Source organism: Phenylobacterium zucineum HLK1 (genome assembly GCF_000017265.1).
GTDB classification, from domain to species: Bacteria; Pseudomonadota; Alphaproteobacteria; order Caulobacterales; family Caulobacteraceae; genus Phenylobacterium; species Phenylobacterium zucineum.
Window position 1 is genome coordinate 2,743,181 of record NC_011144.1, and the last position, 16,398, is coordinate 2,759,578.

Sequence of the window (16,398 nt, forward strand, 5' to 3'; positions counted from 1 at the left end):
TCAGACGGCGGTCCTTGGAATGTTGAAGCCGATGATCTCTTTGGCTCTGGGTGTGGCGTAGGTGCGCTTGCTGTGGCGAAGCCCGGCCTTGGCCACGGCCTCGGCGACACAGACGGTCGCTGGAATGGGGTCGATCACCGGGATGTCATGGCCGGCGCTCTGCAGATGCTCTTCGATCGCCGCAGCGCAGCCGAGGAAGCCCGTGCAGCCCAGCACGATCACGTCGGCGCCGTCGCGCTCCACCGCCTGCAGGGCCGAGTTCGCCAGGGCGCTCTGGACTTCGGCGAACCGCTGTTCGAGCTCCAGCACGGGGATATCGACCACCAGGATGGAAGCCAGCTTCTCGTAGACGCCGTAGACGCGCGCGAGATTGGCCAGCATCGGCTTCACCGAGTTCAGGACGGTGACGACGCTGAACTTCTGACCGAGCATGGCGGCCAGATGCATCGAGGTTTCCGAGGGACCGAGGACCGGGATCTTCACCACCTCACGGGCGGCCTTCAGCCCCGGGTCACCCATGCAGTCGATGATGATCGCGTCAGCGCCCGCCTGTTCGGCCTCGATCGCTCTGACGATCGTGTCCGGAACCGCCAGCGCTTCATCGAACTCGCTTTCGATCGAGGACGGGCCGCGGTCGAGCAGCGAGTGGGTGAACGAGAGCGACGGGCTCTCCAGATGCGCGATTTCCTTCAGGTCCCGAATGCCCCTCGTCGTGACGGGCGTGATGAGGTGGATCGTCGTCATGGCCGCGCTCGCATCTGCCGGTCTGTTGTGCGGACAGTTGGCGGGCGGACGGCCGACAGAACAACATTCGCATTAGGGAGAGGCCCAACCCTGCTTAGTAGCTACGGCCTGTCGCAGAATATTCACAACTACCAATACGAGTAGTACTGGTTGGCGCCACGCGGGACGTCCGGCATGGCTGGAGGCGCGACATGAGCGCAGGCCCGAGGAGCGCGCAGTGCGAACCATGACCGATGCCGAGGCTGGCGCGCGCAAGGCTGCGTCGCTTGCAGGCCCCCTCAGCAGCACCCCTGGCATCGTCGTTCTCTGCGCGCCGCCCGGCTTCGGCAAGTCAGAGGTGCTCACGCGGGCTCAGGGACTGATCCAGAACACGCCATCGGCGTCGATCCGTCGTTTCGACCGTGCGCAGCATCGCCTCGCCCCAGACGCGGCCGCCGAAGCCATCCTGCAGGCCGGCGCCGATCAGCTGATCATCGTCGATGGTCTGCAGGGCGCGGATCGCGGCGCAATTTCAGAGGCGCTGTCGGTCCGCTTCCCGTCCCAGGACGCGCCGCGACTGTGGTTGTCCATCCACCATCTGAAAGACCTGGCGCTGGCGCGGCTGGTCGCTGATGGCGCGGCGACGATCATCGACTGGCGCAGCCTGAAGCTCAGCGACGGCGAGCTTCGCCTCCGGCTGGCCCGCGTCCCGCCGCGGTTCAAGCGTGTGGTCGGAGACCTCGGCCGCGCCTGGCCTGCCGCCTGCTCCCTCCTTAGCAGGTGGGCGCAGCAGGCGCCGCCCGACGAGGCGGACTGGGAGGTCCCGGCTATCCTCGCGGCCTCAGGCCTTGATGGATACATCGAACAGGAAATCGCCCCGGTGCTCTCAAGCGAGGAGCTTGAGGCCCTGATCCATGCGAGCATCACCGAGACCATCGAGGTCGACGCCGACCGGCGAGGTGTGACGCGATCGCACGAACAGCAGGCCATCATGCGTGCAAGTTCAAAGATCGCCGGGCTGATCGAGCGCCAGGGCAGCAAGCTGATCGTCCAGCCCGCGCTGCGTCACTGGCTGACGACGCGCTTCGAAGAACTTCCCAGCCATCGACAGGTCGAGTCCCTCGCGCACGCCGCGCGCGAGTTCGAGGGTCGGGGCGACCTGGTCGTCGCGGCGCGTCTGTTTCGCAGCGCCGGTCGCGAGGCGGAGATCGAACGGCTCATCGCCGACCGAGGCTCCCTGCTGATCTGGATGACGCACGGCTTCCCGGCGATCCGCGAACTTGTCGATCAGGCGGGCGATATTCTCCTCTCGCGGTCGCCCATCCTGCAGCTGATGCGCTGCATCGTCCTCATGAAGACGGGCCGGATCTCCGAAGCCCAGGAGCTGTTCGCAACGATAGACGCCGACGCCTGCGCCCAGACGCCCAGTCTGGAGCGCGATCATGAAGTCGTGCGGATCACGCTCCTGACCTATGGGTGCGTCCTGCAGCGCGACACCGACCTCGATCGCTTCCACGCCATCGTCGCCCGGTCGGTCGACGAGCCGGACTGGAAATCGCTCCTCTCCACCCTCGCCTGCATTCTGCACACGCAGCGGGCGCGCTTCGATTCCGCCCTGGCCAATCTCATCGACGCCCGGGTGCACGCCCGAAGCGCGGACTCCCGGTACAACCTGTTGTTTCTGTCCCTCCACGAGGCGAACATTCACCTCGCCCAGGGCGACCTCAAGAAGGCGCGAGCGGCTCTCAATGACGCCCGGCGCCGGTGGCGGCAGGAGTTCCCCGAAGACCGCGGCGCCGAGACCGTCATGTCAGCGCTCGCCGCCTCACTGGAGTACGAGCTGGGCCAGCTCTCAAGCGCGCGCGCGTCGGTGCGGAAGTCGGCCTACCGCATGCCGGACTCCGAAGCCTGGTTCGATGTCTACGCCGCCGCCTACGAGCCCATGGCGCGACTGATCGCCGTGGACCATGGCCTGGGGCCCGCGATCGAAGCCCTGGCGGATCAGAGACGCAGGCTGATCGCTCAGGGTCTGCCCCGGGTCGCGGCCCTGCTGCAGAACCTCGCCATCATCCTCGCCGGCGAGGCGTGGCTCCGCACGGGAAGCGCCCCGCCAGATCCCCCCGGGGATCTCGCGCCCCTGGACGTCGCTCCGAGCTGGCAGGAAGAGGAAGCCCATCACCTCGCCAGAGCCTGGCTTCGATGGCGGCAGGGTGACGCCGCCGCAGCGGTGCGCGGCCTGCGCGAGGTTTCCGAGAGTAGCGAAAGCCGCAGGCTCGCCCGCTCCACCCTGCGCTACCAGCTCGCGCTCGCGGCCTTCGCTGCGCACGAGAGCAATCCGGACGCCGATGCGGAACTGCGCCGGGCCATCGTCCTGGCGGCGGACCTGGGTGCGCGGCAGGCCGTACAGCATGTCATGAGCCCTGTCGTCGCCCGCGCGGTCGCCCGGCTCGGAGAGGCCGCGCCTGCGCGCTCAGACCTGAAGCGCTTTATCAGCACGTTGCAGAGCTCAAGTCGCGCGGCGGAGGGCTCGAAACATCCCCTGCTCTCGGCGCGCGAGATCGACGTTCTCAAGGCCCTTTCCGAGGGCGGAAGCGACAAGGTCATCGGACGCATGCTCGACATGAGCGAGCACGGGGTCCGCTTCCATCTGAAGAGCATCTATCGAAAGCTCAGCGTCCACGACCGGCTCGCCGCCGTTCACCGGGCGAAGGAGCTGAGCGCCATCTGAGCTACGCATTTTAGTAGTCTCTGCGCATGCGGCGCACCTCAGCGACTACCAGGTAGATCCATCCCCCTCCTAAGCGCTGTCGTTGCCCCTCCCCGACGCTTCGTCGCACGACTTGCCGCCTGCAGAGGATTGGGAAAGTCATGCGAATTGGGGTGGATGTCGGCGGCACCAACACGGACGCCGCATTGATCCGGGGCCGGGAGGTGGTCGCGGCGGTGAAGCGCCCGACGACCGCCGACGTGAAATCAGGGATCATCGCCGCGATCGAGGCGCTGATCTTGGAGGCTGAGGTGAATGCCGAGGCCATCCGGGCCGTGATGATCGGCACCACGCACTTCACCAACGCCTTCGTGCAGCGGCGCGAGCTCACCAGGGTTTTCGCCCTGCGGATCGGCGCGCCCGCCTCGCGTGGCGTACCGCCATTCTCGGGATGGCCTGAGGACGTCCGCGCCGTCGTTCATGGCGACAGCCTTATGGTTCCCGGCGGCTTCAATTTTGACGGCGGTCGCATCTCGGCCTTCGATGCCGAGGCCGTGGCCGGCGCCGCCCGCCAGGCGGTCGCGGCTGGAATCTCGCAGATCGCGGTGTCCTGCATCTTCAGCCAGCTGAACGCAGAACAGGAAGCCGAAGCCGCCGAGATCATCTCACGCGTAGCGCCGGGCGTGGGCGTCACCCTCTCCTCAGAGCTCGGACGCGCCGGGCTTCTCGAGCGCGAAAACGCCGCCATCATGAACGCCAGCCTCCGTCCGCTTGCCGCGAAGGTCGCGCGCGCGTTCGGCGACGCCCTTATCGGGCTGAAGCTGACCTGTCCCTGGTACGTCAGCCAGAACGACGGCACGCTGATGAGCGCCGATCAGCTCCGGCGCCATCCCGTGCTGACCTTCGCCGCAGGTCCGACGAACAGCCTTCGCGGCGCGGCCTGGCTCACGGGCCAGGCGAGCGCGGTGGTGATCGATATCGGCGGCACGACGACCGACGTCGGCGTGCTCGCCAACGGATTTCCGCGTCAGTCCTCGGTGCACGTCGATGTTGGCGGCGTCCGCACGAACTTCCGCATGCCTGACATCCTCTCGACAGGCCTGGGCGGCGGCAGCCTGGTGGTCCGCGACGGCGATCGTGTCTCGGTTGGCCCACGTTCCGTGGGCTACGCCCTCCGCCAGAAGGCGCTCATCTTCGGGGGCGACACCCTGACGACCAGCGACATCGCGGTCGCTTCCGGCTGGGCGGACTTCGGGGACAAGGCGCGGGTGGCCGGCATAGACGAGCCCCTGAAGGCGGCGGCGCGCCAGGAAATCGACCGCCTGATCGCCGAGGCCGTGGACCGCATCAAGACGGCCCCGGAAGACATGCCTGCGATCCTTGTGGGAGGCGGCGGCATCCTCGTGCGCGAAGCGCCGCCCGGCATTTCCGAACTCTTCCGTCCCGCGCACGCCGAAGTCGCCAACGCAATCGGCGCTGCGATCGGCCAGGTCAGCGGGGAAGTCGATCGCATCTACTCCGTGAACTCGCCGGCCGACCGAGAGGCGGCGCTCGCAGACGCTCAGACGCTCGCCCGGCAGAAGGTGCTCGAAGCCGGCGGGACCGAAGAGGGCCTCGAGATCGTCGATCTGGAAGCCAACCCCATTCAATACCTGCCCGGAGGGGCGACCCGGGTCATCTGCCGAGCAGTGAGTGATCTGGCGGCGACGGAGGCTCACCAATGATCACCCACATCGGCCTGGACGACATCGAAGATCTCGCCATCGGCTCCGCCTTCCTGGGCACCGGCGGCGGCGGCGACCCCTACCTGGGCTCGCTGCTCTGCCGCGAGGCGATCGGGCGCTATGGTCCGGCGCCGCTGATCGACGTCGCCCAGCTGGCGGACGACGCTGCGGTCTTCGGCGCGGCCGCCATGGGCGCGCCGACGGTGATGATCGAGAAGCTCTTCTCGATTGAGGATCAGGACCGCGCGGTCCGGTCGCTTGAGCGCTTCCTGGGACGCTCGGCGAGCGCCATCATCTCGCTCGAGATCGGCGGCTGCAATTCCATGATGCCGGTCGCCTACGCCGCCTTGCGCGGGCTTCCGATCGTCGATGCGGACGGAATGGGGCGCGCCTTCCCTCAGCTTCAGATGACCAGCTTCAATATCGCGGGCGTCCGGTGCGCACCGATGACCCTCGCCGATGAGCACGGCAACGTCATCCTGTTCGAGACCGAGGATGGCAGGAAGGCCGAGGAATTCGCGCGGCCGGTGGTCGCCGCGATGGGGGCGGCAGGGTGCATGTCCTGCTACCCGATGACGGGCGCGCAGGTTCGGAGAGCCTCGGTGCCTGGCACCCTCACGGCCGCCATCGAAATCGGCCGCGCCGTGGCAGGCAAGCAGTACGCCGGACGTCCTCCGGTGGAGCGGCTGCTGGCCGCCCTCTGCGACCAGCCGCTCTATGGCGACGCGCGCTGCGTCTTCGAAGGGAAGATCACCTCAGTTGAGCGGGTCACCCGTGACGGCTGGGTGTTCGGGACCTGCAGGATCGAAGCCTTGGGCGGCGCCGGGACGGCCACGGTGGTCTTCCAGAATGAGAACCTGAGCGTGACGGTGGACGGGGAGCTGCGCTGCATCGTGCCCGACCTTCTGACGATCGTCGACTCGGAGACCGCCCACGCCATTCCCACCGAACGGCTGACCTACGGCCAGCGCGTTTCCGTCGTCGCCTGCGCCGCCCCCCCGCAGCTCACGACGGAAGCCGCGCTTCCGATCGTGGGGCCGAAGGGGTTCGGGCTGACCGAGACATACGCGCCGCTTGCATCCTTATCGGGCTAGCTGTCCACGCCTCAACCGAACAGCGCATCGACCCGCGATCCTGAGCACCGTCGTCCGACGGGAAGGTCAGACCGCGGCAGCCGCTTCGTTCCAATCACCATAGCCTGTCGGTGGCGACGCGATCTCCACGTTACGGCCCGACACTCTCACTCGATCCATGAGGATACGAGCCGCCGCTATTCCAACCGCACCTGAATCCGCCGCGATGACGACGCGGCTGACTTCGGGAGGTGGCGTCCATCGCTGCAACCTTCCCGCGGACAGCAGGGCCCAGGCGGGCAGGCCGAACACCTCCGAAGCCGAAAGAGCGGTGGCGACCCCTTCCGCCACCAGCAGCGTATCGCCCGCCCGATCAAGGCGAACCGCGGCTCCCGGCGGGGACAGGCCCACGAGCTTCCGCGGGGTGCGCATCAACGCCTTGTCACCGGAAGCGGACAGGTAGGTCACCTCAAGTCCGCAAGGTCGGTCCTCGGCATCGGTCAGCAGGGCGAGGAGCGCCGGCCGGCGGGCGCCTGCGCCTTCATAGACGAGAACGGGCGTAAGGCCGCAGTGCCTGAGCCGCTCACCGCCTGGCCGCCGGATGGCTCTTCGCCACAGATGCCGTTCGGAAAGCGTGCCGGCGATCGGCTGGCCTGCGTCCCATAACTCGACCGCGGCCCGGCGCCGCTCCGTCAGGGATCGGTCCGTCGCCTGCTCCTGGGGCACACTTCCGATCAGGCGTCCCGACCTGTCGACCAGGCCTGACCTGAGCAGCAGCGCGCTGACGTCCCGCCAGTCATCTCCCGCAAAGCAGTGGATCAGGACCCTGCCGTCGGGCGTGAGGCGCAGGGACACGGACCTGTCGCTGGAGCTGTGGCCCGGTCCCGCGATGCTCGCCTGCCGTCCACCGGCATAGAGCTCCCCGCCGAGAACGCGAACCACGCCGGCCAGGGTCGGGATCATGACAGGAGCCCCAGCGCCTGGAAGCTCGCGACGCCATGCGACCCGACCACCAGGTGATCCTTGACGCTCATGCCCAGGGCTGATGCGGCCGCTGCGATCTCTGAGGTCACCTGAACGTCCGCGGCCGAGGGTGTCGGATCTCCGGACGGGTGGTTGTGGACCAGCACCAGTGCGGCGGCGTCGCGGCGCAGAGCCTCCCTCATGACTTCACGGACGTACACCGGCGCATGATCGACGGTGCCGCGACCAAGTTCTTCGTCGCTGCTCCACGCGCCGGACGCGTCGAGGAAGATCACGCGGAAGGACTCCCGCGTCTCGAATTCGAGCAGCGCGCGCAGGTAGTCGTGGGTCCGCTTCGCATTGGCGTCGAAGCGCCTCGAGATGACTGCGCCGCGCGTGGTTCGGATCGAGGCCTCGCGAACCAGGCGCAGCTGCAGGCAGGCCTCGGCTCCGATCTGCCGCTCCAGTCGCGGATCGGCCAGCGCCAGCGCCGGCCCGAGGCCGCCGCAACTCTCGAGGCAGAGCCGCGCGCGAGCCTCGCTGTCGCGAGAGCGGCGGCGCGGGTCGATAACCCGCGCAACCAGCTCAGCATCGCTCAGCTGAGCTGCGGCTTCAGAATCGCCGGCTTGATTGATCGCCGCATCCATCGCGGCCTCCTGGGAACAGCACGGCCCCCTTCGCGGGACCGCCCCTCCCAGCCCTTCTTTCCTCCTCCTCCAGGCTCCGCTGCCCCCCCAGCCCTGGCTCCGGAAGCACGGCCAGACCAACTGGACAGGGTCACCCTGTGTCAGCCTTGACCGGGCTCACTGAGGTTGGCACGGGCGGCCTCGATGATCCTGACGCTATCCTGTCCCGACCAGCCCGGCATCGTGGCCCGGGTTTCCGCCCTGCTCTTTGAGCGCGGCGCCAACATCCTCGACGCCCAGCAGTTCGACGACGAGGAGACCGGCCGGTTCTTCATGCGCGTGGTCTTCGACCCGGGTCAGGCCGACGTGGCCGCCTGGCGCGACGCCTTCGCTCCGCTCGGCGAACAGTACGGCATGACGTGGCAGATGCGCGCCCGCGGCGAGCGCCGCCGGGTGATGATCCTGGCGTCCCAGCAGGACCACTGCCTGGCCGACCTCATCTGGCGCTGGCGCCAGGGCGAGCTGCCGATGGACATCACCGCGGTGGTCTCCAACCACCCGGCGTCCACCTATCCGCACACCGACCTGCACGGCATCGCCTTCCATCACCTGCCGATCACGGCCGACACCAAGCCGCAGCAGGAAGCCCGGCTCTGGAAGCTGATCCAGGAGACCGGGACCGAGCTCGTGGTGCTCGCCCGCTACATGCAGATCCTGTCGGACGATCTGTCGGGCAAGCTCGAGGGCCGCTGCATCAACATCCACCACTCGTTCCTGCCGGGCTTCAAGGGCGCCAGGCCCTACCACCAGGCGCACGCCCGCGGCGTGAAGGTGATCGGCGCGACCGCCCACTACGTCACCGCCGACCTCGACGAGGGTCCGATCATCGAGCAGGACGTCGAGCGCATCAGCCACCGCGACCATCCGCGCGACCTGGTCCGCAAGGGCCGCGACATCGAGCGCCGCGTCCTGGCCCGCGCCGTCCGCTGGCATCTGGAGGACCGCGTGCTCCTGAACGGCCGCAAGACCGTGGTCTTCACCGACTAGGCTGTGACGCCCGAAAGGTGAGACGCTCGCTCACGCCGGGCGACGGCGGTCAGCGCCGCGAACTCAGCGGGGCGATGTCATGCGGACGAAGGACGTTGTCGTTCATCGCGACCGGCAGTGCAGGCTGGAATTCCCGATCGATCATCCGACGCAGGTCGGCCACCATAGCGAGCAGCGCGGCGTCCTGAATCACCCTGGCCGCCGCGGAAGCGGTCGCATCCGTTTCGTCTGCGCACGTGATCAGGTCCACGGCCGGAAACGGCCACGATTCTGCAGAAGCGCGGAGTCCGAGCTTATCCGAACGCTATGTGATCATCGTTCTTCGAACATTGTCGGCGCAATTCGCACGGCGCGGTTGACGCCCCTGCAAGTTCCCGCTCAAGCTGCGTCGTGGTGGGATGTTTGGGGGACTACGATGTTGCCAAGAGTGGGGGCGCTCTGCGGCGCCGCGTGCGCGTTTGGCCTTGGGGCCGCGGGCGGAGCCGCCGCGCAGACGACGGACAATCAGACCCAGCTGAAGGCCTGGCCGGCCTACGCCTACGACAAGCAGACCTACGCGCGGGCGAGGGTGTTTGTGACCTACGGCGACGCCGAGGCGACGATGAAGCTGACGGGCGACTGCCCGTCGAAGGGGATCATCGACAAGAACACCGACTTCGGAAAGCTGATCGAGCGCCTGGCCACCGCGGACAGGACGCTCACGGTGGGGTTCACGGCCACGCCGCCTGGCTATGCTGCAGCTGAGCTTACGCCGGCGGAAATTTCGATCGAGGACAAGTTCTGGGGCCCTTCAAAATGCAACATTCGCATGGAGAAGATGGAGTACGTCTCCCCGCTGTTTGACACGGTGACGTACTCGGCGCTCGGCTTCCGCATCGCCCCCTCAGCGCGCGTGCGGAACAAGCCCACGCAGGATCTCGTCAAGGCCTCGAGCGACTTCGCCGGCCTGCTCGCCGGTCTCGCAAAAGCTCCCGCCCCGGTGGTCACCAAGATCAAGGGCGCCGTCACCAACACCCTCGAGGGCGCGGGCGACAATCAGGTCGCGAACCTGGCGGTGACGCTCAGCGTGAACCCCACTCTGGGCAGCGTCACAAACCCCAAGTGGGAGGCCGACACCGGGCTCGGCGGCCAGAAGAAGACGTTGCGCATTGAAGCCCGGCTGGAGAACGTCGCCTCCCTCTTCGCGCTCGAGGAGCCGAAGCTCAGACCCGATCTCTTCAAGGACCAGTCGGCGGACGGGATCCTCAACACGCCGCTGCTGAGAGACGCCTCGAACACGCCAACCACGGTCAGAGACGTCGTCCAGGATGCGTTGAAGGGTTCCAACGACCTCCAGACCTTCACCGCCGCCACATCCGCGGCGACGGCGCAGCCCGCCTGCGCGAACATCTCGATGAGGCTGGGGACGCTCGGCATGACCGAGACGGACCAGGCCCTCGTCCTGTGGGCGATGGCCAGAACCCACGCCAACCTGGGCGGCAAGACCGAGGCGGACAAGAATCTGGAGCAGACCGCCTGCCTGAAGGCCAAGAAGGACAAGCTTAGCGCCGTCGGCGTGAGCCTCCTTGAAACACCGCCGCCGCCGCCGCCCAAAGGCGCGCATCCGACCACGACCCAGATGCGCTCAGCGGTCGAGCTCGACAGCGCCTATGCGCACTTCTTCGTCACGCCGAACGGAGCGGAATGGCTCGAGCACGCGCGACAGCTTTTCACGGACAAGCCGACGGTCATCGATGCGGACAAGCGCATCTTCAAGGCGACCCCGCCCGACCTCAGCACCGACACCTTCCGCTACTTCACCAACGAAGGCGCCGGGCCCCTCCTGACAAAGGTCGGCTGCTACGCCTACCTGCCGAGCGATGGCCCTGACGTCGCCTCGCAATTCTGGGCGATCGGCGTCACCCCGCAGGACACCGAAGTGGCGATCCGGGGCGCCTTCGCGCCGTCCACCTCAGACTCTTTCGAGATCAACAGGCTCGAAATCTCCAGCCAGCTGGCGGACGCCGATCGCGCGAAAATCCAGGCGGCGCGCAAGTCGGCGCCCTGCGCCAAGGACTGGCATCCGAAGCTGCTCTCGGCCCAATGACACCGCGCCCAGGCAAGCGCCGCTCGAGGGCGATTGCGGTCGTTGTCGCGGCCACGACGCTCCTGCCGGTCCCGTCGAAGGCGGCCTGCCCCACCCCGGCTGCCGACGGCGCCATGGTGGTCGGCGACGCGCTCGTCATCCGCAAAGGGCTGGCCGTGAACCCTGATGGCGCGGCGGGGTCCTATACCCCCGGCGACCACGGCTTCACCTACATTGCGAACGGCGTGAACCTGCGGGGCGGCCAGGGCTGGCTGAGCTGCAGCAAGGTCCACGCCGCGCAGTGTCGCGCGGCCTGGTTCAAGGCCGAGGCTGGCGGGTTCGGCCCGGGCACCCCCGAATTCTGCGTCTTTGCCATGGAGGTCGAGCCCCTCACCCCAGGCGCCGGGCTCGTCAGCTGTCAGGGGGGCGGGCGCAGCATCGCTGGCGGTGGCAAGGGCCGTCCGAGAGCTGGGCCGCCGACCCCTGCGGTCGGCGGCGGAACGGTCCGCCCCTACCTGTCCACCACGAGCCTGAAGCACACGCGCGACGGGAAGGCGGTCTATGTCGACTCTGCGGCCGTGCCCGGTCTGGTCGCACCCAGGGCCAGGGGCTCGCTCGTGGGCGCGGTCGCATGGGTGCGCTGGAACGGTCGTTCAAGCTTCGCGATCGTCAATGACACCGGGCCTGCGTTTGGCGAAGCCAGCCTCGCCCTCCATCAGCTCCTTCGGTACGGCGCGGTGGGGCCCGCTCAGCCTTTGGGTCCGATCCCGCGCGAGCTGCGCTGCGGCCCGGAGGAACAGGCGCTGCGAGCGCCATTTGAATCCCGGCCGGACATCAGCGGGGACCGCTGTCGGCCCGGCCACCGGCCGGCGGGTCCTAGCGACATCCGCGGCTACCTCGGGATTCCTGACGGGGTCGAGATGGTGATCCTGCCGCGCGTCAAACCGCCGATGAAAGGCGCGCATCTCGTCACCGAGGAGATCTCGCCCGTGCGGCTTGAAGCGCTTGCCGCGGCCGCGGGCTACACCCCTGAGCGCCTCGCCGCCGTCGCCGCCTGCCAGGTGAAGTAAGGCGGCCCTCACCGCGCCTTAGAAGATGGGCTCGTCCGACGAGGGCCCCGTCAGCTCCGCCATTCGCGCTTGGTACAGGCTGAGCAGGACGCGGGGATCGGCAGGCGCGGCGTCCCGGCGCTCAAGCCAGGCGCGTTGCTCGTCACGCAGGCGACTGGGATCGTCGGCCGTCGAAAGCGCGGTCTGGTACGCCGAAGCCAGCCGGACGTCGGCGTTCGCAAGGTCGGGGATCATGCAGATCATCCGCAGGACGTCCGTGTCGGCTCGCCCGCAATCAAAGCTCGGCTGAGCTCCTGGAGCGTCGGCGACCTCGCTCGACGCCTCATCCTCGGGCATCTGCGAAGCGGGCGCCGCCGCCGGGCCAGACGTGCTGACGTCCTCCTCCGCCGCCGCGTCCGCCGGCGCCACATCCGCCGCGGGTCCAGGCGCTGTTGTCTCAGCAGCGCCGAGCAGCGATCCCATGGCCCCAACCAGGATGACACTCGCCAGGCCGATGGACGCCCAGCCCGCCAGGCTCAGCTTGCCCTTGAGCGGCAGGGGCGGCGCTGGGGCCGGCGTTGGGACGGGCGGCCGGGCGGCTCGCGCGGGTCTGGCCGGCGGTTCGGGAGATGAGGGACGCGCACGCCCGCTTGCCGCCGAGCTCCGGCCGGAGCCGTTCGTCCGATCATATCTGGCGCGCTCGTCCGGATCGCGAAGCACGCGATAGGCTTCATTGATTTCCTTCGCGCGCGCTTCGCCTGCCCCACCCCGTACATCCGGATGGTGGCGCTTCATCAGCGCGCGGTAGGCCGCATCGATGACGACGTCTTCGGCCTCCGGAGACACGCCCAGAACTTCGTAATGGTCACGCACGCCTGTTCTCACTGCTCGACGGATGCCGCAGCCGGTCGCATGGCGTCCCACGACGGGTTAAGCTCCCGCGCAAACCTGGCAGGCGACTGATGGCTTGGCGCTTCTTCTGGCGGATACCGCTTCTGAGAAATGTGTGGCTCAACCTCTCCCGGGGCGGCCCATCGCTGACCGTTGGCGTGCGGGGACTCCGCGCCACGTTCGGGCGCCGACACAGGCGCATCACGGCCAGCCTGCCTGGCAGCGGCGTTTCGGTCAGCCATGTCATTCCGAACGCGCCGCGGCCAGCGGAGACGCCCGTCGATGATGGCCGCCGCCTGCTTGAACAGGCGCTAAGAGAGCGACGCACGGGCCGATGACCTTGCAATCAAGAGCGCGGCCGCCGCGGCCGCAGTGGCGACCGCACTTGCGAGGATACGTTCGCCGCCATCTGCGCCGCTTCCGTACAGCAGCGTAGACACGCTGAAGGCGACCCCCGTCTCGTTCAGCCGGCTGAGGGTCATGACGGCGAACACGCCGGCAAAGGTCACAAGAGCCGCCCGCGTGCCGATGACCGTCGACCTCGCCTTCAACCAGTCTCCCATCCGGCCCGCGACGCGCGCCTTCACGGCCTCGAGTCCGGACGAAGAGAGGGCATGCTCCCGCGCCAGCGCTTCGAGCTCCAGATTGAGGCTCCGGCCCTCGGTGCTGCGTGCGTCGAACAGGCCGTCCGCCCGTCGCGCAAGACCACGGCCGTCGCCGTCCTGCTCGATGGCCGCCGCTTCATCCTCGAGCGCGCGGAGACGAAGCTCCCATGCACCGATTTCAGCCGCTTCAGCCGGCGAGATGAGGTCGCTGGCCCGCCGCCCCTGGGAGAAGCGCCTGGCCTTCAGCTCCGCCAGGATGGCCCAGCCGGCGATCACGAACGGCCCGATCAAGGCGATCGCCGCAAGAAGCAAGCCAATCAGGACGAAAATTCCGCCGCCCTGGTCCTTGCGCCGCCGCGCCATCAGTTCGTCTCCCTGAATTCTTCAGATCCGCTACGCGAGGTCCGCGCCCGCCAGGCGTCGCTGAAAGCCGCCGCGAGGATGCCGGTCGGCGCTGCGATGAGCCCGATTCCGACGACCGCAAACACGCCGGTCAACGCCTTCCCCACAGAGCTCTGTGGGTAGACGTCGCCGTACCCGACTGTCGTGAGGGTCATGACCGCCCACCAGAGCGCCCGCGGGATGCTTCCGAACGCCTCCGGCTGAGAGGGACTCTCCACGACGTAGAGCAGCGAGGCGGCGAGCAGCATCGCGATCAGCGCCGCTCCGAAGCTCAAGCCGAGCTCATAGCGCCGGGCCTCCACGGCGTCTGCGATCAGCGTCCAGGCCGCTGAAAAGCGGCCAAGCCGGGCGAGGCGCACGATACGCATGAGCCTCAGGATGCGCAGCATCGCGGCCGGCGTGCCGGGCAGCATAAGCATCGGCAGCAGCGCGGCGAGGTCAAGAAGCGCCGCTGGACTCATCATCCAGCTGAGGCGGTGCGCCCAGCGTGAGCCTTCACCGTGGCCTGCCAGCCAGAGCCGTGCGCCGTACTCCGCCGCGAACAGGACGCCGAAGGCGAGTTCCGCCGCCCGAAAGAGAGTCTCGCGCCCGGAAGCGATCGCGGGTTCGGTTTCGATCACTGTCAAGGTGACCGAGGCAATGATCGCACCGACCAGCAGGCGGTTCAGGGGCGACAGCCCGGCCGTTCGCCAGGTCGGGTCCAGCTGCGCCCTCAGCCGGTTCGCGATGTCCCTGGCGCCGCCCATCCGCCTACTTCAGCACGCCCAGGGCGTTCAGGGTGTCCATGTCCATGGCGCCGGTGGCGGTCAGCCCCGTCGCCGCCTGGAAGGCGCGCAAAGCCTCCTTCGTCTTTGAGGACAGGACGCCGTTTGCCGGACCAGGATCATAGCCCTTGATGATCAGGGCGATCTGCACCCGCTGGACGAAGCTGGTGATCTCGTCCTGCCCCAGCCTTTCGGCCGGCGCCGCCGTGCTGGGATCGGCCCCGACCGCCGCTGGCGCGCCTGAGGCGCTCGATGGCGCTGACGTCGAGGGCGCGTAAATTCGCGCCGGCGGCCTGGCCGTGGCGGGTGGCGGCGCCGGCCGGTACGCGGGCGCCGGCGGAGTGTAGGAGGGCGTGCTCGAGTAGTGCGACGCATGGCCGGAGCCAGAGACGTGAGAGCGATGGCTGCTGTGGCTGCGATGGCTGGAATGGCTACGGTGCCGGGCCAGCTGCAGGAGCTGCCCCGCCAGAGCCGGATCAGACCAGAACTCGAGCGCCTGGGTCGCGGTCGCGGTCTCCGGAACCTCGCCCACGCTCGGCCCTGACGACGGGGCGGCCGCCGCCGGCTCCTGCAGCGCGAAGGGGCTCGCGGCGCCGAGCAGAAGCGCCAGACGATTACGCCAGCTCATGCGGCGAACTCCTCGATCGACAGGGGGCGTACGGCGCGGCTTTTCCAGTCCGGCCCGGCCGAGACGAAGAAGCCGGCGCAATGGTCCTTCACCGCGCAGCCTGAACAGCCGTCGGCGTAGACGTTCTTCCAGCCTGAGATCGACTGTCGCGCATAAGGCCACAGGGCCCGCGGCAGGACACAGAGCGACAGATTGTAGATCGAGGTCGAGATCCCTCGGTTGGACAGGTGGAACACCGCTTCTGTGAGCGGCTCCACATAGTCGGCGGGATCGATCCAGAGCCGATCGCGATTGCGCCGGGCCAGGCCCATCGGTTCGAGGCCCATCAGGGCGACGTGACGGACGAAGGGCAGGCGCCGGTAGATGAAGGCGGCGAGTTGCGGGAGCCGAGGAATGGTCAGCTTATGCAGCACGACCCGGATTTCGACCCGGGCGCCAAGCCGACCAAGTTCGTAAAGCCCCTGCAGCGTCTCCTCGAAGGCGCCCTCCGCCTCGACCACGACGTCGTGGATCGCAGCGATGTCGGCATAGAGGGGAACGCACCAGCTGAGCCCTTCCGGATGGGCGCCCTGAAGCTGTTCGGCGAGCTCGCGGCTCCTGAACAGGCGTCCGTTCGTGAGCACGGGGATGTGCGTATCCGGCAGATATTCCCGGCAGGCCCGAAGCACGCGCGCCAGCCCCTCCCCCAGCAGAGCTGGCTCGCCGCCCGTGACGCCCAGTTGCGGCTCGTCGGGGTCGACCAGGGAGATGAGCCTGAGAAGCTCATCGACGCGCCAGCTGTCGTCGTCATCCCGCGGCGGCTGCGAGCACATGAGGCAGTAGCTGTTGCACCGCTCCGTGGCGAACAGGGTGTTGGCGTTGGCGCCTCGGCGGTAGAGCACCGACAGGAGCGTGGAGCCCGGCCGCAGGCGCACCACGTCGCCCGGCTGCACGACGCGCGGATCACGGCGTGTCCCCACCCGCAATCCCGAGGCGTCGGCGCGCTCAAGGGGCGCCTCATCCCCTCGCCAGAGCAGAACATCCTGCGACGAGAGGTGGGACTGCGCCGCCTCCTGCGGGCTCAGCACCTTCAGCAGCTCAGTCCGCTCGAGGCCCTCGACGCGCGCGTGGGTATGAAGCGCGAGCGCCATC

16 protein-coding genes are annotated in these 16,398 nt (G+C 68.3%); 7 read left to right on the plus strand and 9 right to left on the minus strand.

What is annotated here, in order from left to right:
- Positions 1-744, minus strand: a complete 744-nt coding sequence (locus PHZ_RS13375; protein WP_012522957.1) for an aspartate/glutamate racemase family protein — start codon at positions 742-744, stop codon at positions 1-3.
- A 226-nt stretch (positions 745-970) separates the two neighbouring features.
- Between PHZ_RS13375 and PHZ_RS13380 the strand changes: the two genes are divergently transcribed.
- From PHZ_RS13380 to PHZ_RS13390, 3 genes are all read left to right on the plus strand, one after another.
- A complete protein-coding gene (locus PHZ_RS13380) occupies positions 971-3,451 on the plus strand; it encodes a helix-turn-helix transcriptional regulator (RefSeq protein WP_012522958.1) in 2,481 nt (826 codons plus the stop codon).
- Between the two features lie 140 nt (positions 3,452-3,591).
- Positions 3,592-5,154, plus strand: coding sequence for a hydantoinase/oxoprolinase N-terminal domain-containing protein (locus PHZ_RS13385; protein ID WP_012522959.1), 1,563 nt, complete (start codon positions 3,592-3,594; stop codon positions 5,152-5,154).
- Positions 5,151-6,248 carry a DUF917 domain-containing protein gene (locus PHZ_RS13390; RefSeq protein WP_012522960.1) on the plus strand — a complete coding sequence of 366 codons (1,098 nt, stop codon included), beginning with the start codon at positions 5,151-5,153 and terminating at the stop codon, positions 6,246-6,248. Before PHZ_RS13385 ends, PHZ_RS13390 begins: the two co-directional genes overlap by 4 nt.
- A gap of 66 nt (positions 6,249-6,314) precedes the next feature.
- On the opposite strand, the gene PHZ_RS13395 is transcribed toward PHZ_RS13390, so the two are convergent.
- Together PHZ_RS13395 and PHZ_RS13400 are read right to left on the minus strand one after the other, a co-directional pair.
- Positions 6,315-7,190 carry a DUF7146 domain-containing protein gene (locus PHZ_RS13395; RefSeq protein WP_041373539.1) on the minus strand — a complete coding sequence of 292 codons (876 nt, stop codon included), beginning with the start codon at positions 7,188-7,190 and terminating at the stop codon, positions 6,315-6,317.
- A complete protein-coding gene (locus PHZ_RS13400; RefSeq protein WP_049758251.1) occupies positions 7,187-7,837 on the minus strand; it encodes a JAB domain-containing protein in 651 nt (216 codons plus the stop codon). Before PHZ_RS13400 ends, PHZ_RS13395 begins: the two co-directional genes overlap by 4 nt.
- Before the next feature lie 183 nt (positions 7,838-8,020).
- Between PHZ_RS13400 and purU the strand changes: the two genes are divergently transcribed.
- Positions 8,021-8,863 carry a formyltetrahydrofolate deformylase gene (purU, locus tag PHZ_RS13405; protein ID WP_012522963.1) on the plus strand — a complete coding sequence of 281 codons (843 nt, stop codon included), beginning with the start codon at positions 8,021-8,023 and terminating at the stop codon, positions 8,861-8,863.
- Between the two features lie 49 nt (positions 8,864-8,912).
- On the opposite strand, the gene PHZ_RS13410 is transcribed toward purU, so the two are convergent.
- Positions 8,913-9,113: a hypothetical protein gene (locus tag PHZ_RS13410; RefSeq protein WP_041373540.1), complete on the minus strand. Its 201-nt coding sequence runs from the start codon at positions 9,111-9,113 to the stop codon at positions 8,913-8,915.
- A 105-nt stretch (positions 9,114-9,218) separates the two neighbouring features.
- Here PHZ_RS13410 and PHZ_RS13415 point away from each other — a divergent pair, with 105 nt between their 5' ends.
- Together PHZ_RS13415 and PHZ_RS13420 are read left to right on the plus strand one after the other, a co-directional pair.
- Entirely contained in the window at positions 9,219-10,949 is a 1,731-nt protein-coding gene (locus PHZ_RS13415) for a hypothetical protein (protein WP_148216867.1), read from the plus strand.
- A 113-nt stretch (positions 10,950-11,062) separates the two neighbouring features.
- Positions 11,063-11,998, plus strand: a complete 936-nt coding sequence (locus tag PHZ_RS13420) for a hypothetical protein (protein WP_148216868.1) — start codon at positions 11,063-11,065, stop codon at positions 11,996-11,998.
- Positions 11,999-12,016: 18 nt separating this feature from the next.
- On the opposite strand, the gene PHZ_RS22210 is transcribed toward PHZ_RS13420, so the two are convergent.
- The gene (locus PHZ_RS22210; RefSeq protein WP_083770954.1) at positions 12,017-12,850 is read right to left on the minus strand and encodes a DnaJ domain-containing protein; all 834 of its coding nucleotides are present in this window, start codon (positions 12,848-12,850) and stop codon (positions 12,017-12,019) included.
- Between the two features lie 89 nt (positions 12,851-12,939).
- Between PHZ_RS22210 and PHZ_RS23845 the strand changes: the two genes are divergently transcribed.
- On the plus strand, positions 12,940-13,206 hold the full coding sequence (locus PHZ_RS23845) for a DUF4236 domain-containing protein (protein WP_083770956.1): 267 nt from the start codon (positions 12,940-12,942) through the stop codon (positions 13,204-13,206).
- Here PHZ_RS23845 and PHZ_RS13430 read toward each other — a convergent pair.
- The 4 genes from PHZ_RS13430 to hxsC are packed head-to-tail and all read right to left on the minus strand — an operon-like array spanning position 13,180 to position 16,397.
- Positions 13,180-13,836, minus strand: coding sequence for a hypothetical protein (locus PHZ_RS13430; RefSeq protein ID WP_041373543.1), 657 nt, complete (start codon positions 13,834-13,836; stop codon positions 13,180-13,182). The genes PHZ_RS23845 and PHZ_RS13430 overlap by 27 nt on opposite strands.
- On the minus strand, positions 13,836-14,621 hold the full coding sequence (locus PHZ_RS13435) for a potassium channel family protein (protein ID WP_012522965.1): 786 nt from the start codon (positions 14,619-14,621) through the stop codon (positions 13,836-13,838). The genes PHZ_RS13430 and PHZ_RS13435 overlap by 1 nt, the downstream gene beginning before the upstream one ends.
- A gap of 4 nt (positions 14,622-14,625) precedes the next feature.
- Positions 14,626-15,267, minus strand: a complete 642-nt coding sequence (locus PHZ_RS13440) for a peptidoglycan-binding protein (RefSeq protein ID WP_012522966.1) — start codon at positions 15,265-15,267, stop codon at positions 14,626-14,628.
- On the minus strand, positions 15,264-16,397 hold the full coding sequence (gene hxsC / locus PHZ_RS13445; RefSeq protein WP_012522967.1) for a His-Xaa-Ser system radical SAM maturase HxsC: 1,134 nt from the start codon (positions 16,395-16,397) through the stop codon (positions 15,264-15,266). Before hxsC ends, PHZ_RS13440 begins: the two co-directional genes overlap by 4 nt.
- Between the last annotated feature and the right edge of the window lies 1 nt (position 16,398).